Source organism: Limnofasciculus baicalensis BBK-W-15 (assembly GCF_024178385.1).
In the GTDB taxonomy this organism is placed as follows: domain Bacteria; phylum Cyanobacteriota; class Cyanobacteriia; order Cyanobacteriales; family Coleofasciculaceae; genus Limnofasciculus; species Limnofasciculus baicalensis.
On the sequence record NZ_JAMZMM010000057.1, the window covers coordinates 1 to 22215 of the forward strand.

A 22215-nucleotide genomic window follows, 5' to 3' on the forward strand; every position below is an offset into this window, starting at 1 on the left:
AAAACTCAAAACTCAAAACTCAAAACTCAAAACTCAAAACTCTCTTCCCCACTCCAAAAAACCCACTCCAAAAAACCCACTCCAAAAAACCCACTCCAAAAAACCCACTCCAAAAAACCCACTCCCCACTCCCTATTCCCCATTTATGGCAAGATCAGTTGAGCGACTTGAGCAGGAGAAGACAGCGCTAGAAAAAGCGATCGCTCTTTTAGTCACAGAATTTCAAACTAGTTATTCTCAATATCTGACATTATTGGGAAAATCCCTGCGTCAACAGCTTATGCAGGCAAGTTATCATGTTTGTACTCAAGGATATCCGGAATCGTTCTTAGGTTTGTCTTTCGATAAACGACAAGAGTTACAACAAGATTTGCGGAAACTAGCCAAGGAATGTCAAGAAAAGTTGGCATCCCATCTCCAGGAATGGCTTGGAGAATGGGAAGTGGGGGAGCAATTTATCCATGAAAAATTGCCAATTATGAATTCTCCATTCTCGAAGTTGCAAGAAGAGATAGAGGATGCGATCGCGAAAACCCTGCAAAATATCTCCCTGCAAACTAACCAGCTATTGCAGGAAAGAGGAATTATCCCAGATAAATTACCAGCAAAATTATTAGAAGCAGCAGCGAAAGCAGAAGGATCGACTGAGATAACTCCTGGAGCCGCTAATCTTTTAAACTTAGTAGTGGAAGCCAAAAATGATGAGGATTCAGAAGACTCAAGCCTAATGCGAATTTTGGCAATCAACCTACGCCTATCAGAGATTGAGTTTACCGATCCCTCCTTGACTGCTGCTCGCAATCAAATTCGCAATTTGGCAGCCAAAGGGAGTAAACTTCAGGGAGAGTATCGCAAAATACAGCGAGAGTTAGCTGTTGCCAAGGCGGAATCGGCATGGCGTGCTGGTTGGTTTGAGGATAATTGAACATTAGGGGTGTGGGGTGTGGGGTGTATCTAAATTAAGTGCATAACAGCTTACAGTTATTGACAATGGTACAAGATCTCATTGCACTTACAGGCAAACTGCGATACACCTTATATTTATTGGAATTCATCCCCTCCTCATGATTCAAAACACTACAGTTAAATCCCCAAATCGCTCCCAAGGCAAGCCGTCAATCAACCCAGCATTGCAAGCCGCTTTAGGTAGCCTTGACGTACAGCTTGAAGAAGAATTAAGTCGCTACCGCCGCCAAAAAACGGCACGCCCAGCGACTTATCCCCGTGTTTCCAGTACTTCCTCCACCCGCAAATCCATTGAATTGATTTCCGTCAATCGCCAAGGAGAGGCTACAGAGTCACCTGCCTCAAAAATGGCTAATTTGCCCGCGACTATCCCATTCCCCATCGCATTATCTAACCAGACATCAGTAGGCGATTCACCCCAAAAGACAGTTGAGCGAGATACGCCTCCATCATCAACGACTAGTGAAAAGACAAATATCTTAGCTTTCCCCTCCTCAAGACAAGCAGAATCCAAGGAGGCAACTACCACAGAAACCCTTCCCCCTCAAGGAAACCCCGCCAAACAACCACAACAGCAGGATACCGACTTACTTCAATCACCACCTCCAACCCAGCCAGAGGAATATTTGGAGTCATCAGAAAAACTCCTGCGCAGTCTGGCAGAATCAGAATCAGAATCAAAACCAGGATCAAAACCAGTAGTTGAATCCAAAAAACGGTTCAACAACAGAATATTTACCCCAGTAGGGATCGGTTCGATCTTACTATTGTTGCTCTCTAGTGCCACATTGACCTACATGTTGCTGAATCCATATACCCGCAGCAGTTTGAATATTAGCGGCACAGCCATTAGTCCCCCAAAAACCAAACAACCAACCACAAATAACAACAATCCCAGCAAAACATCTCCAAATATTATTGGTCCAAATTTGGACTCTGATGAATTTACAGAAGTGAATCTCAATACCCTAAGTCATTTGGAAGCAAATCCCCAACCCAAAACCCTGCCCTCACCCGTGAAACCTATCCCAGAAGTGCAAAGTGGGGAGGTAACTCAACCTCCAGCCTCTTTTGAGCAAGTTCCCCCTAATCCTGCCAATTCTGGGAGTTTACCCGCAGCAATTTTAAACCCACCTCTCCCACCAGGAGGAATACCACCTGTTGCTCAACCTTCAGTGACACCCCAACCTAAATCAACAGCCCAACCAAAATCAACAGCACCCCAAAGGAAAAAGTCCAATTCTACCAAAACTAAGCAACCACCTACTCCAGATTAAGTTTCAATAACCGTAGGGTGGGCACTCCCCACTAACGCAATTATTAGCTTCTTCTTGTTATAAGGGGGAGTGCCCACCCTAGATTAAACTCCAGATTAATAGAATATATTAGAATTATGAGGTGAAGGGAGAGCTGTTATGGGATTAATCGATCGCATCCTCAGAGTTATTCGCGCCAACCTCAACAACCTAATCGCACAAACTGAAGATCCCGAGAAAATTCTCGAACAAGCTGTAGAAGATATGCAGCAGGATATGATTCAGATGCGACAGGCTGTAGCAGGTGCGATCGCATCCCTAAAACGTACTGAAAGACAAGTCTCTCAAGCGGAAGCGACTGCCAATGAATGGTACAGTCGCGCCCAGCTTGCCCTATCTAAGGGAGACGATACTTTGGCGCGGGAAGCTCTCACTAGGCGCAAAATAGCCCAAGAGACAGCCAAAATATTGCTTCCTCAGCTAGCCCAACAAAATGAGGTAGTGGCAAAGCTCAGAAAAGAGATGCGGATGTTAGAGAGTAAAATTGCTCAAGCAAAAACTAAAAAAGATTTGTATATTGCTAGAGCTAGATCCGCCCAAGCATCCCAAAAAGTTAACGAGATGTTAGGAAATTTTCATACAGGGAGTACTTTAAGTGCTTTTGAGCGGATGGAAGAAAAAGTGATGCGGCTCGAAGCTGAGTCTGAGGCAATCGAACAACTTACAGGGAATGAATTGGAAAATAAATTTGCTGCTTTGGAAGCTGGAGATGATGTAGACGAGCAACTGGCTGCGATGAAAGCCAACTTGAGAGAGGGTTCCGAATCCGCAAAATTACCCTATAATCGGTCACAATCTACCAAAGATCCCGAAATAGAAGGGAGTTGAGCGGATCGCTGAAGAAACTACCATGGCAAAGAGATCGATTTTCAATAAACCCAGAAACTAACTAGCACGTTTGGGCTATAAATTTTTACACTGGATTAAACGCATCCTGTTTTAATGGCTTGGGCATGACTGTTTTTGTTGAGACTTCCCCAACTGAAGTACGGAAAATTGCAGCAATTGCGAAATATAGGGACAAAATTCCGATTTTCCCACTCCCCATTTCCCCTGTCTGGAGCGCCGAGTCGCGATTCGCTCCAACCGGGCGAGTCAGAGGGTAAACTTGCAAGTGAGAGGAAAAATCCGATGCTACTCATCAAAAAAGCGCTTTAGACTGAAGACAGGAGAGCATAAATTTCCTATACCCGAACACCTACCACAGGAAGCTGAACTCCAAGAGCCTGCTTTAAACTTAATTTTGTACACTCCAAAAGGATAAACACCATCATGGGATTATTTGATCGCCTTAGCCGAGTTGTCAGAGCCAATCTGAACGATCTTGTCAGCAAAGCCGAAGATCCAGAAAAAATTCTCGAACAAGCCATTATTGACATGCAGGAAGATCTGATTCAACTGCGCCAAGCCGTTGCCAGATCCATTGCCACTCAGAAAAAGACCGAACAACAATATAACAAAAACATATCTGAAGCCAATAGCTGGCAGCAACGCGCCCAACTAGCTCTGCAAAAAGGCGATGAAAATCTGGCAAGAGAAGCCCTCCTACGGAAAAAAGCCACTGGTGATGCTGCTGCTACACTAAAAGGTCAGTTGGATCAGCAGGTGGGGCAAGTGGACACCCTGAAGCGTAACCTGATTGCTCTGGAAGGTAAAATTTCCGAAGCTAAGACGAAAAAGGATATGCTCAAAGCACGGGCGCAAGCAGCTAAGGCTAACGAGCAATTGCAAAACACTATTGGGCGGATGGGTACTGGCTCCGCGATGAGTGCTTTTGAGCGGATGGAAGAGAAAGTTTTGGAAATAGAAGCTCGCTCTCAGTCTGCTGATCAGCTTACTGGTTCTAATTTAGACAGTCAGTTTGCTGCTCTCGAATCTGGTAGTGATGTTGATGATGAGTTGGCAGCAATGAAAGCAGGATTGGTACTAGGAGGTTCCGTTTCACAGGGTGCTTTGCCTGCTTCTGGGCAAAAAACATCTCCCGCCGCCAAGTCAGCCGTTGATGACGAATTGGAAGCTCTACGCAAGCAAATTGACAATTTATAAGCGTCAGTTGGAGATTTATCGCGATCGCAGAAACCCGGTTTCTTAAAGAAACCGGGTTTCTCTGAATTTCACTCACCCCGTCAGGTTGTCATTGCTTGAGAAAAGGTAACAGACTAATTTATTCTATATACATTGGTGCAGGTACTCTTTTTGAAGAATTTTTTCGGAGGGTGTTGTGAGTAAGGTGATTGAAATTACAGAGACTAAGTTTGAAACTGAAGTCTTAAAAGCTGAACAGCCAGTGTTAGTGTACTTTTGGGCAAGTTGGTGTGGTCCTTGTCGCTTGGTATCGCCATCTGTAGCAGCCATCGCTGATAATTATAGCGATCGCATTAAAGTAATCAAGATGGAAGTCGATCCGAATCCTGTCACGGTAAAGCAGTATCGTGTCGAAGGTGTCCCCTTTCTTCTTTTGTTTAAGAATGGTGAGGTTGTTGTATCTCACGAGGGAGCTATTACTAAACAAAAGTTACAGGCTTTGTTAGATAGTAACTTGTAGTTGGTTATTAGTTGTTAGTTGTTGGTTGTTGGTTGTTGGTTGTTGGTTGTTAGTTTTTGGCTAATAGAAAGTTTGCTCTCTTAATAGAATTTGTATAGCAGGCAAAACCCATGGGACTGACAGATCAAAACACCTATCATACAAGAATAATTCCCTCTAGAGCAAGTAACAAATAATCAACAACAAATAACAAACAACAAATAACAAATAACAAACAACAAATAACAAACAATGGAATTTGCTCAAAGGTTACAAACACTACCAAGAAATGTGTTTGCTGATATGGATCTGGCAAAAGCTAAAGCTAGAGCCTCTGGCAAAGAGATTATCGATCTATCATTAGGTTCATCTGACTTACCAGCATCTGAACATGTAATTACAGCTATTGAAACATCTCTCCATGACCATAGCACTCATGGTTACTTGCTGTTTCACGGGACTCAACCCTTCCGTCAAGTGGCAGCCCAATGGTATACAGAAAGATTCGGTATTCCCATCGATCCAGAAACAGAAGTATTACCTTTAATTGGCTCTCAAGAAGGTACGGCTCATTTACCGTTAGCAATATTAAATCCAGGAGATTATGCCCTGCTACAAGATCCTGGTTATCCCTCTCATGCGGGTGGAGTTTACTTGGCTGGCGGTCAAATTTATCCCATGCCTTTGCTAGCAAAAAATAACTTTTTACCAATATTTGAAGATATTCCAACATCCATAGTAGCTCAAGCGCGGATGATGGTATTGAGCTATCCTCATAATCCTACCACCGCGATCGCGCCCCTTTCCTTTTTCGAGCAAGCAGTCGCCTTTTGCCGTCAACATAACCTAGTTTTAGTTCACGACTTTCCCTACGCCGATTTAGTATTTCCCCACTCCCCCACATCCCATCCTGACATCCGCTGTTCCACTCCTTCAATTTTACAAGCAGATCCCAATAAAGAGATTTCTATTGAATTTTTTACATTCTCCAAATCTTATAATATGGGAGGATTTCGCATTGGTTACGCCATTGGGAATGCCGAGTTAATTAAAGGATTGCGACAAATCAAAGCCGTGGTGGATTTTAACCAGTATCAGGGAATTTTAAATGGTGCGATCGCGGCATTACAGGGATCGCAAGATGGTGTCCAAGAGATGGTTACTACCTTTCAAAAGCGGCGAGATGCTTTTGTGGGGGCATTAAACCGTATTGGTTGGGAGGTTCCCCTACCAGTTGCCACTATGTATGTCTGGGCAAAATTACCGGAAGCTTGGCAAGAAAATTCGGTCAAATTCTGTACTCAGTTGGTTGAAGAAACAGGTGTTGCTGCCTCCCCAGGATCGGGATTCGGCAACGCCGGGGAAGGATACGTGCGGTTTGCCTTAGTTCAGGAACCCGATATATTAGAAATAGCAGTAGAGAGAATTAGCGATTTTTTGCGTCGTTAATGTATCGCCATCGTGGGGCGGGCATCTTGCCTGTTGAGGGTGAGAGACAGGCAAGATGCCTGTCCTACAAGTTTTAGATTAGACGGTAAATTGGTATGAACCCAAGTTGTACAAAGTTTTTCGGTTAATTTTTCTAAAAATCAATTTAAGTAGTTTCACCTAAGTAATTTCTTCTTAAAATTTTTACAAAATCAGGGAAAATCTTCACGCAAGCTTTACCTATTTTGAAGTTGGGCAATCTAGACTAGGAATAACAAAGAGTTAAATGTCTCGGTTTCACCAGCATCCACACAGTATGCAGCCGAGCAGATTGAAGTCTGACATTGTACTAGAAAAACTTAACGGCTCATAGGAAGGAAAATAAAATGCAAAGAACAATGAAAAAATTTTTACTCGGTGCATCTGTAGTGGCAGGTATCAGCGGGATTGCAGGTGCGCCAGCATTTGCGGGTTCCCTTACAGGGGCTAGCGTTTCGGGAGTAGCGGGAACTGACTACTATATATATAAACAAGTTGGCAATCAAACGGTACGCGACGACTCAGCATCTTTAAGCACCGTACTAAAAGGAAGTTGTGCTGTAGCAGCTCAAGCATGTAATCCCGCTGGCTCACCGGGGGGTAATGTAGAGTTATTTGCCAACAGCGAAAAATCCCCACTTTCAACATCAAACCCTCTCCAAGTCTTCAGTGCCCTATCCAATTTCTTGGGTTACAACACCACCACGAGTTTAACAGGTCAAATTGGTGGTAAAAATATTACTCTAAGCAGTCTGAATGCTCTAGACTGGTTTGGTGGAGGTGCTGCTAGCGTCAAAACAGCATTATCTACTGCAACCACATCTATTCAGCGCTCGGCAGCAATCAATCCCCTCTACAACCCATCGAACTTTGCGACTCAGTGGTTTGAGAACACCTTATCTCAGTATAGTCTTCTACCTTCTACAACTATAGGCAAAAAGACACTATTCAACACATTCCTACTCGCTGGGGGATTTCAACGCTTCAGCGATCCTAACATTTCCTATGTTAACCAAGATCCTGATGGACTGATCCGGATTGGTCTAGCAGGGCACTATGATGTTTTAAGCTTGTTAGGACTTCCTGGGAATACACCCGTACAAGCTAGCGAAGTGCTTAAAGTTAGCTACGATGGCAATCCCGCCCAATACAAGTATGGCTACACCGCCGCTCACTCTGGATTGACAGAATTAAGTGATGGAAAATCTCATAATGGTAACTACGAACTGGCAATACAAGGCGCTCAACCAGTACCAGAACCCTCAGCCCTGCTAGGTTTAATTACTGTGGGTGGTTTAGTTGTTGCCAAGCGCAAGCTCAACAAGAGATAAGTTTTGCAACTAACCTAGCTCAGAAAGCAGGTGGGTGTAAATAAACCTCACATCCAGAAACCGGGTTTCTTAGAGAAACCCGGTTTCTATCGCGTACTTCATGGAACTGAAAACTACCAGTGCCCTAGGACACAACTTTAATGTGCTTTGGGGCATTTGCACGTCTTTACATCATAAATAACCGCAATTATACGGAAACTTCATCAAAACTTCATACAGTTGGGTCAAAATATTCTTAAAATCTTATAAAATTAGTAATAATGAAGCCAAATGGCTTAGGAACTTTGGCTGATGACTATCGAGAGTCTCGGTCTAATCGGCATTGCTGCAACCGAGAACTGGTTTTGAGTCTGTGTGCAAAAGAGGTGGAAGGCAAGAGTATTCATTGGGAGACAATAACTCCCTCAGTCTGCCATAGTTATGCAACTGCTCAAGTTCTCAACCCTACGGAGATACCCTAATGACAGGAACAATTAAAAAATTTTTACTCAGCGCTTCAATGGTGGCTGGGATGAGCGCGATCGCAATTGCCCCAGCTTCTGCTATCAGCATTACCAGCGCAACGGTTACCGGAACAGCACCAACTGACTTTGAAGTGTGGGATGTTGGTGGTACTCCTGGTATAGATTGCCCGATTGCAGCCACGTCTTGCTTGAAGTCGTCTGGGACAAATGTATCAAATTTAATAAATGTATTAGATGGTACTTTAGCTAGTCCCGGTGGAAATATTGAGTTATTTAAGAGCAGCGAGCAGTTAAACCTGGCTAATTTCTTAGCTTATGACAAAGTTACGAGCTTGAAAACTGACTTTAGTGATGGTACAAGTGTCACCTTCAGCAGCTTGACAGCAAAGGATTTGTTTGGAGCAGGTTTGGATACATCTTATGGTGCAAGTACTGTTGCTACACAATGGTTTAATGATGCCTTTGATGCAAATTTGCAAGCAAATAACATCAATGAAAACCTGCTATTTACTGGTTTGAGTTTGCTAACACAAGGTCAGTTTAGCAACCGAGCTGACCTCTATAATGCCTTTTTAGGCGCAGGCGGGTTCCAGCGAGCTGTAGATCCCAATCTTGCCTTTGTTAATAAAGACGGGAACAATGTAAAATATGGGTTAGCAGGTCATTCCGATTTACTATTTTATGCTCCTCCAAAGCTCAAAACTGCAGCAGCGCAATTTGGTTTGACTCTGAGAGCTAGCGAACTTGTCAAACTTTCCTTTGATGGCAAGAATGAAATTGCCTACTCATTTACTGGTGCAAAATCTAATGTTGCTTCCAAGGATGGTTCGTTCAATTTCACCTACGATGGAGATCCGAAGTTAGTACCTCCTACCACAGAAAAGGTACCAGAACCTTCTGCTGTTCTCGGTTTAGTGGCTGTTGGTGGTTTGTTTGTAGCTACCCGGAAGCTGAAAAAATCTTAGAATTCAAGTTTGAGATTCCACGGTTAAAGGAGCTAAATGGCTCCTTTTTTTATTCTGGTTTAATTTAGCTGTAATACAATATTTTTACAGTGGATTGCTGTCGGATAAAGTACAGAAGAGAAACCCGGTTTGTTCAGAAAAGAAGTACGTGCCAGAAACCCGGTTTCTATAGCATTCGCCAAGGCGATTAGGACAATTGGCTCTCAGCCCCTTGTTAATCCCAGCTTTTGAAATATCCTAACCGTTGTGGCGGTTGCTATATGTAGAGGAGAGACGACTTGGTATCGATCTCACTTTGAGGAAAACTTCATCAAAACTTCATATACTGTAGTCAAAATTGTCTTAATATGTTATGGGTAACGATATTGTCAATATTGATCTAAATGTTCCAGTTGTAACTATTACAGAGAGACTAAAATGACAACCACAATTAAGAAATTTTTACTCAGTGTATCAACCTATACAAGTTAGTGAAATTGTCAAGGTTACCTATAACGGAGTAAACAGCTATCTGTACAGCTTTACTGCCACACCATCTGGGTTATCCAGCCCAGAGACAGTTAAGGCTAATTACGAAGTTAAGTTACCTGGCGCAACTCCCTAATCGAGCTAAAATTCCCTTAGAGGAATTTCAATGCACTGGCAAAAAGACATCTCACACAGGTAACTATGAAATTAAGCTTCCTGGGGTTCAATAGCGGTTTGAATCAGATAAAGTAAATCGTAGTTGAAAGGTAATCCACAAGACGAAGTAATTGGCGTATCTCAGCGAGGAGCGATAGTTGATGCAAATTCACAACCTTTTGTAATGACCACGGAAGGATTTACACCTCTTGATAAAGGGTCAAAATATATACTTTTCTTGAAGGAAATTGATGCTTCAGAATTTCCTAATATGGCTGGGCTATACAGCATAATATCCGTTAATCAAGGTAAATTTAATCTCGATAAATCAGATAAGCAAGAGGAGATGTATGAGACAAAAGATCTACAATATAAAAATCTAAAAGAGCAAATTAGAAGTAAGTACAAGAAAGACTTTGATTCGACACCATAATTTCTACTACCACCCTAAAACCTAACAAAAGGTTGAGACCGATGACTACTCCTGATTATGGTAGCGACTCGCCCCTACCGTCACCAATCCCCACTCCAAAAAACCCCACTCCCTAGCCCTTACTCCCTAATCGAGCTAAAATTCCCTTAAACGATATGGTGAGATTATGGCGAAGGAATCCCCCATCCCTGTGGTGGTTAATGGTGCTGCTGGTAAAATGGGTCGTGAGGTAATTAAGGCTATCAGTGAAGCCGAAGATATGACCTTAATTGGTGCAATTGACCGGAATCCTAAGTATATTGGTCAAGATGCGGGTGAAGTTGCAGGCTGTGGTGCGATCGAAATTCCGATTCTAGATGACCTACAAGCTACACTGGTAATGGCGACTCAGGAAAGAGTACAGGGGGTGATGGTAGATTTTACCCATCCTGATGGAGTTTATGATAATGTACGGAGTGCGATCGCGTATGGTGTTCGTCCTGTGGTTGGTACTACTGGACTTTCTCCAGCACAAATCAAAGAGCTTGCTGATTTTGCCGAAAAAGCTAGTACTGGTTGTTTAATTATTCCTAATTTTTCTATAGGTATGGTATTGCTTCAGCAGGCAGCGATACAAGCCTCGCAACATTTTGACCATGTAGAAATTATCGAACTTCACCACAATCAAAAAGCTGATGCACCTAGCGGTACAGCGATTCAAACGGCTCAGTTATTAGCAGGATTGGGCAAAACTTATAATCAAGCTATTGTAGAAGAGAGTGAAAAATTAACAGGGGCGAGAGGTTGTGTTGCGGATGATAATATTCGCATCCATAGTGTGCGGTTACCAGGTTTAATTGCTCATCAAGAGGTAATTTTCGGTGCTGCTGGTCAAATTTATACCCTCCGTCATGATACTTCAGATCGGTCATGTTATATGCCCGGAGTTCTCTTATCTATTCGTAAAGTGACTCAACTTAAGTCTCTAGTTTATGGGTTGGAGAAAATTTTGTAATTTGTTGTTGGTTGTTTGTTATTTGTTATTTGTTTAAGGAGAAACGAACACCAACAAGTTGCTTTAACCCCTTGCCTACCAATAACCAATAACTAACAACAAATAACCAACAACAAATAACAAATAACCAAAATTATGCTTATTCCTATTACCAGAGAGAAGTTTGAACAACTAATTCCTCTTATAGCCACAGGTCCCCAATATGCCTATTTCTGGGGCAAATTACCCATGGTTTTAAAGCGGCTGCTGATTTCTGTCGTTGCTCTGGTTGTAATTTTCCTGTTGGGATTGGCTTTTGGTGAGGGGTTTTATTTCTTTCGTTTATTATTCTCCATCATCGCTGGGCTTTACTGGTTTTGGGGTCCAATTTATTGGGCTAGTCGGCGGAATTTGGAGATACGCCGATATAAATATAGTGGGTTTTGGCGGGGTAGAGTGTTGGATGTATTCGTGACAGATGAGATAGTTGGTACAGAAGAAACGGTTAGTAATCGGGGTGAGTTGGTGATTGTGGAAAATCGGGAACGACGGCTAAATGTGGAGGTAGGTGATGAAACAGGATTTACGACAATTATGCAAGGACCATTGCGCCGCACTCATAAGGGAATTGCTGAGGGACAAGTTGTTGAGATGTTGATTCTGTCTAATCAACCTGATTTGGGGCGTATTGCTAAAACTAGTGATATTTATATTCCTAGGCTGAATATTTGGGTGAGCGATTATCCTTATTTGCAAAGAGTTATTTTTGCTCAGGTGAGTAGTCAGTTAAGTGAGGCTGAGGAAAGAGATTATCCAGATAATCGTGCTGTGATAAATCGGCGGCGGCGGCGCTAATTTGGGGAGTAGGGAGTGAGTTTTTTGGAGTGGGGAGTAGGGAGTGGGGAGTGGGTTTTTTGGAGTGGGTTTTTTGGAGTAGGGAGTAGGGAGTAGGGATATTAACAAATAACAAATAACCAATAACAAACAACCAATAACCAATAACCAATAACAAACAACCAATAACCAATAACCAATAACCAATAACTACTGATGAATTACAACTCTAGTTCCCATCGGTGCCCAATTATATAACCAACGCGCCTGAGCAACGCGCAAGTTGACACAACCGTGACTCACAGGCGTACCAAAGCTATTGTGCCAGTAAGCACCATGTACGGCATAACCGCCAGAATAGTACATAACGTAGGGAACCTTGGGTACGTTGTAGCCTCTACCTCGCATTCGAGTTGAACCAACTTTAGATTTAATGGTATAAGTACCTGTACGGGTTGGGCTTCTGCGCTTTCCGGTGGAAACGATGAAAGTTTTTGCCCGCTGTTTGCCATTCCACGCAACTAATCGCTGACTCGATAAGTCAACTTCAATCCAGCGCCCTTTGGTTTGGGTTTGGGTGACGCGAGGAGAAGATGGTTTTGCCATCGCATCTTCAGTAAAATTGGGCAGGAATCCCAATCCGGATGCTGTCAGAATCAGTGCTGCACCTATTTTGACAGTTTTTGAGCGGAGGGTTTCTATCAAAGTACGATGAATTTTCATGTGTATCACCATTGTGGTAGTGAGGAAAATTTAGTAAATAGAGCTAATTACTAATTGCTAATAGAATCTCTACATGATTGAATTATTATAAATTAGCCATTAGCAATTAAGCAACACTTCAGTTTATAACGTTAGCCTGTCAATGAGGTTACTTCGTCTACTTTCAAGCCAAGCGCCTCTGCTACTTGTGCTACAGTTAATCCCATTGCCAACAATCGGGGTATGGCATCCCTTCTTGCTTGTGCTTCAGCAAGTCTTGCTAACTCAGTTTCCTGAAGCGCTTGCTGTGCCATATCAGCCCTTTGTCTTTCTTGTTCAGCCCTTTGTCTTTCTTGTTCAGCTTTAGCGCTTTCCAATTCAGCTCTCTCTGAACCAATTAGCAACAAATTTCCTTGATTATCCCACCATCTGAGCCAAAGTTGCTCTTGATTTTGATAACTCCCCCGCCACAAGCCTAATTCTATTCCTAAAGGTTCTATGGGATAATGACCTCGCTCATTTGGTTTTAACTTCTGATACAATCCGTTGAGTAAGCGATATACTTCTAACTTACCACTTTTGATTTCATATATGCCGTAGTAAGGAGTCCGTACAATCCGTTCATAAACCCAAAACTTACCTGGTTTTGTCACCTCTCCTTCCTGAGAGAGAGATAAGGGAGTTTGATCCCGTTCTTCATCACCATTTCCACTCGCAAACTCTAAAATAATAAATGGTGCCATGAATTCTCGCCACAGGACATAGGAACGACGAATCTCACCATTAATTAGAGGAGGTACATTGGGAACATAAAACCAATCTGGTGCTTCCGCACCTCTTTCTGGGGGATCAGTTTCTCGCCAGTAAATACCGCAATCTTGTCCAATCGCATATTGTCCATCGGGATGGAGTTGCGGCAAAACTGGACTTAGGGAATCTGTTAAAAAAATGGCTTGAGGATGTTCCTGAAAGTTTTTCACAAAAGTACCATCTTCTTCTGGTAATTGGGTATGGTCTGGAAAAGAAGGAGGTAGATCGATTTTAGTAAGTGTCTCAGTCATAGTGAAGCTACCTTAAAGAGCGATCGTTCTTTAATTGTGACAGATCTAGCTGATATCGTCAAAAATGATATGCCTTACAGAAAAACTCTATTATGATTAAAAGGCTAACTTAAATGACGCTCAATTCTGGGATCTTTTCTTTTTTTATTGCTAGTCTTATTAATTTGGGCATGACTCCAACCCAGCCCATACCTTCTTCTTATCAGCCCATTGATGCGATCAATGGTGCTGGTTTATACAAACAAATTATCGGGGATGGTAATGAAGCTTATCTCCAAGTTATCGATTTAGGGAAAATCCAAATCGATCAACTAGTTGGTGAAGTAACTAGTAGAGGAATAGATGAGGGAAAATACTATCAAGGAGAAGGTAAATATGATAGCCCTTTCTTTAAAATGAAGTTATTTTCGGAGGTAAGTGACGAATACCAAAAACTCGATGCTGATTCAGTTTTTACTATTATAAATTGTTCTTTCTTTGAACAATATCAATCTAGTTCTCAGTTATCCTTCCCGATTAAACTTAACGGCACAGTTATTACAGGTGGTAGTAGCCCCTACGGACCAATCGCTCAACCCAAGGATAAGTTTTATCGTAACATCCACCTTAAGGCTTTAGTTTGGGATGACAACTCAGCATATATTACAGATTACAATCCGGCTACGGGTGCGCCTTTGAGTGACAGGAGTGTAAAAAATGCGATCGTCAGTTACCAGTATAGCGACCATCCAGCGAAAGTATTCGGTGGCAATCAAAAAAATAGATACCATCTCATCAGTACCTTAGATAAAGATGGTATTAACGGCGACGAGTTGCTATTGATTATGACAGTAAACAAAGCCACAATTGATGAAGCGGCTGATTTATTAAGAAAGTTGAGTGTTCGAGGTGATATTATTACTATCGATGGTGGAATCTCGACTTATTTATTTAATGGGCGGGTGGGAAATATTACCCTACCTCAATCGGTTAATCTGAAAGATAATCCTGAATTCCGCAGCCTCCCACATTATCTGGGATTCAGATATAGAAGTAAAAAGAATATGTAATGACGATTCTTCCCTGGGGAGGGCAATGGCATAATATTCTCTATTCCCCAACTGCATAACCTCGAAACCGCCAGATATACGTGTTGGTGAAGGCGTTATTACCAAAACCATGCACAAGACTCTTCAATATCTGGGATTGACTACTGCTACTTTCTGTATTGGGATTTCCCTCCCTGCTGTAGCTGCTACTCCTAAACCACTAAAAACTACAGATTCTAATCCCACGACTGTGGTAATCCCTCAAAAAGCTGATGAATTTGCAACTTGGGCAAATAAATGCTATGAACTTAAAGAACAAGAAGCACTGACAGCTTGCGATCGCGCTATTGCTCTGAATCCTAAAAATGCGGTAAGTTGGAATAATCGAGGCGTAGCGCTGATGGATTTGCAACGCTATCCTGAAGCACTTAAATCTTATGATAAAGCTGTCCAACTAGATCCCAATTATGCCTTGGCTTGGGATAATCGCGGTTTAGTACAGAGAAAACTGGGAAAATATGAAGAGGCTCTTGCTGCTCATGATAGAGCCATATATCTCAATCCTAAAGATCCTATTACTTGGTATAATCGAGGTGTGGTACTAAGCGATCTGGAAAACTATAGAGAAGCACTTGGATCTTATCAAAAAGCAGTTACTATCGACCCTAATTATACTCTAGCTTGGAATCACAAGGGAGTAGCATTAACTAATTTAGCCCGGTATGGGGAAGCAATTGATGCTTTCAATCGAGCCATTGCAATTGATCCCGATGATGCCTTCGCCTGGGGTAATCGAGGTGTTGCCCTGAATAAGTTAGGTAGGAATGAAGAAGCACTAACATCTCACGATCAAGCAATCGCCATTAATCCCCATGATGCTAGTAGCTGGAATAATCGCGGGATTGCACTGGCAGATTTGAAAATGTATGAAGAAGCGATCGCATTTTACAATCGGGCTATTTCTATCGATCCGAATTCTGCTGTAGCTTGGAATAATCGGGGCGTGGCGTTACAATTGTTGGCACAATATGAAGAAGCTTTTGATGCTTACACAGAAGCAATAAAAATTCATCCCAATTACCAAATTGCTCTCAAAAATAGCCAAGACTTGGTGAATCAGTTAGAACTTAATGCTAACGCTTCATACTAATACAGATAGATCCTTTGCCTAAATACATTACTATTCTTGTGAGTGAAGTAACAATGAAACGAATTTACAAACTGATAATGTTGGCACTACTATCTGTAAGCATAACCTTTTTGGGTTGGGGAATACTAGTAGAAGCAGCCAATCCCCCCATCCAATTTATATCACCCAATATTGAACCACCTCAGCGTATCGGTTCATCTTATATGTTACACGGAGGACCTAGCTGTCCGAATTATTACACCCATGCTTTAATCCCAGCCAACCAACTTGGCTTGACAGCGAAAGAAGCACCAATATTATTATTTCATGTCGATAACCGCGATCGCGCTATATCTCCCGAAACAATCAGCTTAGAAATAGAACTACACTCGGCAGATGACAAATATGATGAAGAATTATTGTATAATAGTAGGATATCTGTCCCTACAGTAAAACTCCCCGCCATTATCGGGTTCCGCATACCAGAAATAGTTTACTCGCAGCTTAAAATAGATCAATTTTATCAATGGTCTATGGCAATAAACTGCGGTAAGAATACAGGAGATATCTCCCATGATTCAGACTATATCGGTGGATTCATCTACCCAACTCAATTGGATGCCAAACTTGCTGCTGAAATCGCTAAAGCCAAGCCAATCGAACAAGTAGCCATCTATGCTGCAAATGGAATTTGGTATCAAGCTCTTGATATTTTAACCCAATTGCGAAAATCCGATTCTAATAATCAAAAACTAGCAGGAGATTGGGAAAGTTTATTAAAATCTGCTGGCTTTGACACGAGGTACGATATCAAACTGGATCGACTAGTTAGAGCAAAATTGTGGTTGTGATTTATCCACAGTAGTTACCTGAGTATGCGCTTCGCGCATACTCCGTTGGCGTAGCCTGCGCGAAGCGGATACTCCTAACTCTTAACTCCTAACTCCTAACTCAGGTTAGGTATAATCCCCCCCCATTCCCCACTCCTTACTCCCCACTCGCAATGATGAACGTCGAATATTAAAACAACACCAATCCTGACGCTTCCAAAGAGTTGCAACTACCCAATCATGCTGTTCTAATGTATCAGCAATAGGTTTAGCTTGCTCTAATAAAATACCACTAATAATGCCCCAACATTTAGGACTAGCAATTGCGCTCATCCCTGGAATTAAATCCATAATCACTTCTGCTAGAATATTACAGAGAATGCCATCAACGAGTTTGCCGCCCGTCAGCTTAATTATCCGATCCGTACTACCTCTTTCCACTACCAAACGTTCAGGACTAATCTGATTAAGTTGTCGGTTACTGCGAGCCGAGCGCACTGCTAAGGGATCGACATCTACAGCATAAACCTTACTAGCACCCAATAACACAGCCGCAATAGAGAGAATACCAGATCCGCAACCAATATCAGCAATAACAGTATCGCTTTCATAACCTAATCGCATTTCCAATCCGTCTAAACAGAGTTGGGTGGTGGGATGAGTACCCGTGCCGAAAGCCGCACCGGGATCTAAGCGTAAAAGCAGCCTGTCTGAGGATTCAGGTACAGGTAACCAAGCAGGATAGACTAATAAGCGATCGCCAATTTCCTGCGGCTGCCAATATTGCTTCCAACTACTCGCCCAATCTTCTTCATCAATCAAGTGCCACTGGGCGATTGGTATGGGCAATCCCATGTTGAGAGCATCCTGCCGGAGCCACAGAGAAAGTGCCGCTAAATCCAATAACTGCACTTGAATCTGAGGTAAGTAAGCCCTCACAATTTGAGAGTTGCCCTTAATCTCCGAGGAAGTGCCCCGAAAGCCAAATTTCTCTAGCCGCCAAAAGATGATATCTTCTAAGGCGGGATCTGAGAGAATTGATATTTCCCACCAGCTATGTGCCATATTAGTCGTTATTTGTTAGTTGTTAGTTATTAGTTGCTAGTCATTAGTCATAAGGACAAAGGACAACCAATAACTAACAACCAATAACTAACAACTACAAATTTACCGTGTAAGCATCCCGAATTCCAGAAACTTTGATAATTTCTGCCAAAATTCCTTCTGGTAGGGGATCGTCAAGGCTCAACACCATAACCGCATCACCGCGCACGATTTTCCGTCCTACCTGCATACTGGCAATATTGACATTAAAACTGCCCAACAGGGAACCAATTTTACCAATAATTCCCGGCATATCCCGATGGAGGGTAAAGAGCATGTGGTTACTGGGTGGAACATTAATCGGGAATTCGTCAATACTAGTAATGTGGATTTCTCCATCTCCCAATAGCGCACCTGTTACTGAATGTTCCCCTAAAGATCCCTTGGCGGATAGATGGAGCGAACCTCCAGCATAATCTTGAATCGAGGCATCCCGCGTTTCAATCACGCGAATTCCGCGCTCTTTGGCTTCAATCGAGGCATTCACGTAGTTTACCCGCTCGCGCAAGGCTTGAGTAAGTAAGCCTTTGAGCGCTCCTACCACTAAAGGTTGGCTGTTATTGGTAGCCAACTCTCCTTGCAAGCGTACATTGAGGGAATCAATCCTACCACCTGCTAGCTGACTCACCATGCTACCCAAGGTTTCTGCTAGTCTTAGGTAAGGTTTGAGCTGTTCGAGAACATTTGGAGATAATCCTGGAATATTAACAGCAGAGCGAGCAGGTAAACCTAAGAGTACATCACGAATTTGCTCGGCGACATCAATTGCTACATTAACTTGAGCTTCTGCTGTAGAAGCACCCAAGTGAGGTGTCAGTACAACTTTCTTACCGAGCGATCGCAAAGGTGATTCTCCCAAAGGCTCCGAAGAAAACACATCCAAGGCTGCCCCAGCAATTGTACCTGAGTTGATCGCCTCATAAAGCGCCGCTTCGTCAATAATGCCACCTCTCGAACAATTGATAATTCGAGTAGTGGGTTTCATCTTCGAGAGAGATTCGGCATTAATCAGATTAGTGGTTTCTGGGGTTTTGGGAATGTGGAGAGTGATGTAATCTGACTCACCAAAGAGTAAATCTAGATCTACTAACCGACAACCTAACTGCTCTGCCCTTTCTACGGAAATAAAAGGATCGTAAGCCAACAACTTCATCCCCATCGCCCGTGCTACTGTGGCGACATGGGAACCAATTTTCCCTAAGCCAACCACACCCAGGGTTTTCTTATAGACTTCAGATCCCATAAAGTGCTTGCGATCCCACTTCTGGTTTTTCACCGATTGATCTGCTTCTGGGATGTGGCGCGACATGGATAACATCATTGCTAAGGCATGTTCGGCGGCGGCGATCGTATTTCCTTCTGGAGAGTTTACCACGACAATGCCCTGACGGGTTGCAGCGGGGACATCGACGTTATCCACACCAACCCCAGCACGCCCGATGATCTTGAGTTGTTTACCAGCTTCAATGATTTCTTTCGTCACGCGCGTGCCAGAGCGAATCATAATGGCATCGTAATCGGGGATAACCGCAACAAGTTCTTCAGGCGATAGATTGGTTTTGACATCAACCTGAGCCACTTGAGAGAGAATATCAATTCCAACTTGATCGATTGGATCTGAGACGAGAACCTTAGACATTAACAGTAGGGGGTTGAAATGAATTATACTACTCGCGCCTGGGTGTTCTGATGAACCCTGCCTCTTCTTGCTAAAGGTGCTACAGGCGACAAAGGCGGAATTGCGATCGACTACTATTGTCAGACAATTAGCAGCCACTGACCGCAGTAGGACATTTTAATCGCAAAGGGGTAACTAAATCCCCGATCGACGGAAAGATTTTAAATTTCCAGAAACCACAGTAGCTTATCGTCAAAGCTATAAAATAGCGTGTATTGTCTCGAATTAGGCGATAACTATAGATTTTTTTCTATCTCTAAAAATAAAAACACCAATAAGATCAATGGTTTTTTTACCAAAAATTAACCAAAGAAAGATACGAGTATATTTTTAAATAGAGCTTCATCAAAACTTTACAGGAACTTCATGAAAACTTCATAAAGAAGAGCTTGACTTTACCTTATATTCATAAATAGTTTAATTCGGGCAAAGATCCAGTACGAATAGCTCTCGCGATCGCGTGTCAAATATTTACCTTAATCTCGGCAGAAGGCTCCCGTTATCGCAAAGGGGGTAAGCTCAAGGCGAAGATGTCCCTTAGTTTATACCGTCTTGGCGGAAGATCTCTCCGCTAGTAACAGCCTTCTGATTTCAATCAAGATCTGATTTCCATCAACCAACATTAGAGGAAGAAAGATGAAAAACATCCTGAGTAAACTCGCCGCTACCGCAGTGACTTATGCTATTTTATCTGTAGCAAGCACTCAAGAAGCCCAAGCGATCTCGTTCAACTTTGACTGGCAGGGGGATGGTGGCTATTCAGCAAAGGGGATGTTCAGCTACGACGAAACTACAGCCCCAACAATCATTTCCGAAAGTGGTGCTGGAGCGACTAATAACCTAGAATCCTTAATGGTCTCTTTCTTCGATCCATCCAATAATCCGCTCCAGTCATTTAATACTGTTAGTAATGGAGGATCTCAATCTTCTTTTTTCCAGTTTAATTTTGATACTTCTACTCAAACCCTGTTTGGTGCTTTTAACGTAGGAGGAGGTACGGGTGTAATGGGAGAACAATTCTTTAGTGGAACAGTTGGTAGCCTCTTGCGATTGCGTCAGGATGTGGATCAAATGGGAACTTCAATTGAATTAGATAAAAATTCTGGAGCGATTACAGTTACTGCCAAATCAGTACCTGAACCCACTTCTATTTTAGGCTTATTGGCATTAGGTGCAATGGGTGCAGGTTCAATCCTTAAGAAGAAGCAAGCTTAAGGCAATAAACCTGCAGGCGCTCTAAACCTGTCATTGGTGAGGAGCGCTCTCTATTTATAAGTTGAGGATTTCCATCAACATTAGAGGAAGAAAGATGAAAAACATCCTGAGTAAACTCGCCGCTACCGCAGTGACTTATGCTATTTTATCTGTAGCAAGCACTCAAGAAGCCCAAGCGATCTCGTTCAACTTTGACTGGCAGGGGGATGGTGGCTATTCAGCAAAGGGGATGTTCAGCTACGACGAAACTACAGCCCCAGTCATTATTTCCGAAAGTGGTCCTGGATCGACTAATAATTTACAATCCTTAATGGTCTCTTTCTTCGATCCATCCAACAATCCGCTCCAGTCATTTAATACTGTTAGTAACGGAGTATCTGAATCTGGTTTTTTAGAGTTTAATTTTGATACTTCCACTCAAACCCTGTTTGGTGGTTTTGACGTAGGAGGGGGACAGGGCATAATCGGAGAACAATTCCTCAATGGAACTGTTGGTAGCTTCTTGCAATTGCGTCAGGATGTCGATCAAATGGGACCTAAAACTGAAATTGAATTAGATCGAAATTCTGGAGCGATTACAGTTACTGCCAAATCAGTACCTGAACCCACTTCTATCTTAGGTTTATTGGCATTAGGTGCAATGGGTGCAGGTTCAATCCTCAAGAAAAAGCAAGCTTAAGGAAATAAACCTTCAGGCGCTCTAAACCTGTCATTGGTGAGGAGCGCTCTCTATTTATAAGTTTAGAATTTCCATCAATATTAGAGTTATAGCAACCGCTGTGGTGGTTACTATATTCACAAAAAATTAAAATTACCTACATATCCTTATCGGGTTCAAAACCGAACCCGCCTTTCATCCCCGGACTAAAGTCACGGGGTTTTAACGCTATTGTCTTATAATAGAAGATCGCCCCGATTTAAACCCTAGTCCCAAGCCCCAAGCCCCTTATTTAAGATCTCATGAATTACCTAGTCGCTGTCTTAAAAGATCGTATTGAAGCTGAAGAAGCCTACACAGCCCTGGAAAAAGCAGGCTTACCCCTCCGGCAAGTCTCAATTCTCGGTAAAGGATACAAAACTGCTGATGAATTCGGGTTAATCGATCCTAACGAAAAGGCGATCGCACAAGTCAAGCAATTAGCTTATTGGCTGTTACCTTTTGGCTTCGCCGCCGGGTATACCTTTAATTGGCTGACTCAGTTTGACTTATTTCCTTGGGCGGGTAGTGTGGGAAATCATATCATTGGTGGTATATTTGGTGCGATCGCGGCGGCTATGGGCAGTGTTTTCGTCGGTGGTGGCGCTAGTTTTGTGTTCAATAGTGGTGATTCTTTGTCTTACCGCAACCGACTCGATGAAGGAAAATATTTGATTGTGGTACAAGGTACTGAGAGTTTGATTCAGGAATCAACTAGAATTATCAAACAATTCAAGCCCGAAACTATTCAAGGTTATTCTGATTAGTTGGTTATTGGTTGTTGGTTGTTGGTTATAACTGACACTAATTGCAAGAAGCGAAAGCGATTGGAAATCGCGGCTACACAAACAAAGTCCGCCTTCGCGGACTAAGA

General features: G+C 42.6%; 22 protein-coding genes. 18 read left to right on the plus strand and 4 right to left on the minus strand.

Annotated features, from left to right (window positions below; translation table 11 throughout):
* The 12 genes from NJ959_RS08175 to NJ959_RS08230 all read left to right on the plus strand — a co-directional run.
* The coding region (locus tag NJ959_RS08175; protein ID WP_254011265.1) for a hypothetical protein at positions 1-925 on the plus strand (925 nt) is incomplete at its 5' end.
* Between the two features lie 139 nt (positions 926-1064).
* A complete protein-coding gene (locus NJ959_RS08180; RefSeq protein ID WP_254011266.1) occupies positions 1065-2243 on the plus strand; it encodes a hypothetical protein in 1179 nt (392 codons plus the stop codon).
* Positions 2244-2381: 138 nt separating this feature from the next.
* The gene (locus NJ959_RS08185) at positions 2382-3110 is read left to right on the plus strand and encodes a PspA/IM30 family protein (RefSeq protein ID WP_254011267.1); all 729 of its coding nucleotides are present in this window, start codon (positions 2382-2384) and stop codon (positions 3108-3110) included.
* Positions 3111-3554: 444 nt separating this feature from the next.
* Positions 3555-4328, plus strand: coding sequence for a PspA/IM30 family protein (locus NJ959_RS08190; protein WP_254011268.1), 774 nt, complete (start codon positions 3555-3557; stop codon positions 4326-4328).
* 175 nt (positions 4329-4503) lie between these two features.
* A complete protein-coding gene (gene trxA / locus NJ959_RS08195) occupies positions 4504-4827 on the plus strand; it encodes a thioredoxin (protein ID WP_254011269.1) in 324 nt (107 codons plus the stop codon).
* A 231-nt stretch (positions 4828-5058) separates the two neighbouring features.
* On the plus strand, positions 5059-6255 hold the full coding sequence (locus NJ959_RS08200) for an LL-diaminopimelate aminotransferase (protein WP_254011270.1): 1197 nt from the start codon (positions 5059-5061) through the stop codon (positions 6253-6255).
* A 377-nt stretch (positions 6256-6632) separates the two neighbouring features.
* Positions 6633-7604: an NF038130 family PEP-CTERM protein gene (locus NJ959_RS08205; RefSeq protein WP_254011271.1), complete on the plus strand. Its 972-nt coding sequence runs from the start codon at positions 6633-6635 to the stop codon at positions 7602-7604.
* Positions 7605-8064: 460 nt separating this feature from the next.
* The gene (locus NJ959_RS08210) at positions 8065-9033 is read left to right on the plus strand and encodes an NF038130 family PEP-CTERM protein (RefSeq protein WP_254011272.1); all 969 of its coding nucleotides are present in this window, start codon (positions 8065-8067) and stop codon (positions 9031-9033) included.
* 448 nt (positions 9034-9481) lie between these two features.
* The gene (locus tag NJ959_RS08215) at positions 9482-9637 is read left to right on the plus strand and encodes a hypothetical protein (protein WP_254011273.1); all 156 of its coding nucleotides are present in this window, start codon (positions 9482-9484) and stop codon (positions 9635-9637) included.
* Between the two features lie 123 nt (positions 9638-9760).
* The gene (locus tag NJ959_RS08220) at positions 9761-10090 is read left to right on the plus strand and encodes a hypothetical protein (protein WP_254011274.1); all 330 of its coding nucleotides are present in this window, start codon (positions 9761-9763) and stop codon (positions 10088-10090) included.
* Positions 10091-10256: 166 nt separating this feature from the next.
* Positions 10257-11084 carry a 4-hydroxy-tetrahydrodipicolinate reductase gene (dapB, locus tag NJ959_RS08225; RefSeq protein WP_254011275.1) on the plus strand — a complete coding sequence of 276 codons (828 nt, stop codon included), beginning with the start codon at positions 10257-10259 and terminating at the stop codon, positions 11082-11084.
* A 135-nt stretch (positions 11085-11219) separates the two neighbouring features.
* Positions 11220-11918 carry a DUF8619 family protein gene (locus NJ959_RS08230; protein ID WP_254011276.1) on the plus strand — a complete coding sequence of 233 codons (699 nt, stop codon included), beginning with the start codon at positions 11220-11222 and terminating at the stop codon, positions 11916-11918.
* 189 nt (positions 11919-12107) lie between these two features.
* Here the strand turns inward: NJ959_RS08230 and NJ959_RS08235 are convergent, their stop codons facing one another.
* The gene (locus NJ959_RS08235) at positions 12108-12620 is read right to left on the minus strand and encodes a L,D-transpeptidase (protein ID WP_254011277.1); all 513 of its coding nucleotides are present in this window, start codon (positions 12618-12620) and stop codon (positions 12108-12110) included.
* A gap of 131 nt (positions 12621-12751) precedes the next feature.
* Positions 12752-13660: a Uma2 family endonuclease gene (locus NJ959_RS08240; RefSeq protein WP_254011278.1), complete on the minus strand. Its 909-nt coding sequence runs from the start codon at positions 13658-13660 to the stop codon at positions 12752-12754.
* Positions 13661-13773: 113 nt separating this feature from the next.
* On the opposite strand from NJ959_RS08240, the gene NJ959_RS08245 reads away from it, so the two are divergent.
* From NJ959_RS08245 to NJ959_RS08255, 3 genes are all read left to right on the plus strand, one after another.
* Positions 13774-14709: a hypothetical protein gene (locus tag NJ959_RS08245; RefSeq protein ID WP_254011279.1), complete on the plus strand. Its 936-nt coding sequence runs from the start codon at positions 13774-13776 to the stop codon at positions 14707-14709.
* 109 nt (positions 14710-14818) lie between these two features.
* Positions 14819-15838 carry a tetratricopeptide repeat protein gene (locus NJ959_RS08250; RefSeq protein ID WP_254011280.1) on the plus strand — a complete coding sequence of 340 codons (1020 nt, stop codon included), beginning with the start codon at positions 14819-14821 and terminating at the stop codon, positions 15836-15838.
* Between the two features lie 53 nt (positions 15839-15891).
* Complete coding sequence (locus tag NJ959_RS08255; protein ID WP_254011281.1) at positions 15892-16668, plus strand: DUF928 domain-containing protein; 777 nt, start codon at positions 15892-15894, stop codon at positions 16666-16668.
* A gap of 105 nt (positions 16669-16773) precedes the next feature.
* Here NJ959_RS08255 and prmA read toward each other — a convergent pair whose 3' ends face one another.
* Positions 16774-17712: a 50S ribosomal protein L11 methyltransferase gene (gene prmA / locus NJ959_RS08260; protein WP_254011282.1), complete on the minus strand. Its 939-nt coding sequence runs from the start codon at positions 17710-17712 to the stop codon at positions 16774-16776.
* 94 nt (positions 17713-17806) lie between these two features.
* Positions 17807-19390: a phosphoglycerate dehydrogenase gene (serA, locus tag NJ959_RS08265; RefSeq protein WP_254011283.1), complete on the minus strand. Its 1584-nt coding sequence runs from the start codon at positions 19388-19390 to the stop codon at positions 17807-17809.
* Between the two features lie 675 nt (positions 19391-20065).
* Here serA and NJ959_RS08270 point away from each other — a divergent pair.
* From NJ959_RS08270 to NJ959_RS08280, 3 genes are all read left to right on the plus strand, one after another.
* Positions 20066-20644 carry a PEP-CTERM sorting domain-containing protein gene (locus NJ959_RS08270; protein ID WP_254011284.1) on the plus strand — a complete coding sequence of 193 codons (579 nt, stop codon included), beginning with the start codon at positions 20066-20068 and terminating at the stop codon, positions 20642-20644.
* 94 nt (positions 20645-20738) lie between these two features.
* On the plus strand, positions 20739-21323 hold the full coding sequence (locus NJ959_RS08275; protein ID WP_254011285.1) for a PEP-CTERM sorting domain-containing protein: 585 nt from the start codon (positions 20739-20741) through the stop codon (positions 21321-21323).
* A gap of 281 nt (positions 21324-21604) precedes the next feature.
* Complete coding sequence (locus tag NJ959_RS08280; RefSeq protein ID WP_254011286.1) at positions 21605-22108, plus strand: hypothetical protein; 504 nt, start codon at positions 21605-21607, stop codon at positions 22106-22108.
* Positions 22109-22215: the final 107 nt, after the last annotated feature.

What these genes read in the sequence shown, in the direction of transcription:
- NJ959_RS08180 (WP_254011266.1), top strand. Translation starts at nt 1,065, where the DNA reads ATGATTCAAAACACTACAGTTAAATCCCCAAATCGCTCCCAAGGCAAG.
- NJ959_RS08185 (WP_254011267.1), top strand. Translation starts at nt 2,382, where the DNA reads ATGGGATTAATCGATCGCATCCTCAGAGTTATTCGCGCCAACCTCAAC.
- NJ959_RS08190 (WP_254011268.1), top strand. Translation starts at nt 3,555, where the DNA reads ATGGGATTATTTGATCGCCTTAGCCGAGTTGTCAGAGCCAATCTGAAC.
- NJ959_RS08200 (WP_254011270.1), top strand. Translation starts at nt 5,059, where the DNA reads ATGGAATTTGCTCAAAGGTTACAAACACTACCAAGAAATGTGTTTGCT.
- NJ959_RS08205 (WP_254011271.1), top strand. Translation starts at nt 6,633, where the DNA reads ATGAAAAAATTTTTACTCGGTGCATCTGTAGTGGCAGGTATCAGCGGG.
- NJ959_RS08210 (WP_254011272.1), top strand. Translation starts at nt 8,065, where the DNA reads ATGACAGGAACAATTAAAAAATTTTTACTCAGCGCTTCAATGGTGGCT.
- dapB (WP_254011275.1), top strand. Translation starts at nt 10,257, where the DNA reads ATGGCGAAGGAATCCCCCATCCCTGTGGTGGTTAATGGTGCTGCTGGT.
- NJ959_RS08230 (WP_254011276.1), top strand. Translation starts at nt 11,220, where the DNA reads ATGCTTATTCCTATTACCAGAGAGAAGTTTGAACAACTAATTCCTCTT.
- NJ959_RS08235 (WP_254011277.1), bottom strand. Translation starts at nt 12,620, where the DNA reads ATGAAAATTCATCGTACTTTGATAGAAACCCTCCGCTCAAAAACTGTC.
- NJ959_RS08240 (WP_254011278.1), bottom strand. Translation starts at nt 13,660, where the DNA reads ATGACTGAGACACTTACTAAAATCGATCTACCTCCTTCTTTTCCAGAC.
- NJ959_RS08245 (WP_254011279.1), top strand. Translation starts at nt 13,774, where the DNA reads ATGACGCTCAATTCTGGGATCTTTTCTTTTTTTATTGCTAGTCTTATT.
- NJ959_RS08250 (WP_254011280.1), top strand. Translation starts at nt 14,819, where the DNA reads ATGCACAAGACTCTTCAATATCTGGGATTGACTACTGCTACTTTCTGT.
- NJ959_RS08255 (WP_254011281.1), top strand. Translation starts at nt 15,892, where the DNA reads ATGAAACGAATTTACAAACTGATAATGTTGGCACTACTATCTGTAAGC.
- prmA (WP_254011282.1), bottom strand. Translation starts at nt 17,712, where the DNA reads ATGGCACATAGCTGGTGGGAAATATCAATTCTCTCAGATCCCGCCTTA.
- serA (WP_254011283.1), bottom strand. Translation starts at nt 19,390, where the DNA reads ATGTCTAAGGTTCTCGTCTCAGATCCAATCGATCAAGTTGGAATTGAT.
- NJ959_RS08270 (WP_254011284.1), top strand. Translation starts at nt 20,066, where the DNA reads ATGAAAAACATCCTGAGTAAACTCGCCGCTACCGCAGTGACTTATGCT.
- NJ959_RS08275 (WP_254011285.1), top strand. Translation starts at nt 20,739, where the DNA reads ATGAAAAACATCCTGAGTAAACTCGCCGCTACCGCAGTGACTTATGCT.
- NJ959_RS08280 (WP_254011286.1), top strand. Translation starts at nt 21,605, where the DNA reads ATGAATTACCTAGTCGCTGTCTTAAAAGATCGTATTGAAGCTGAAGAA.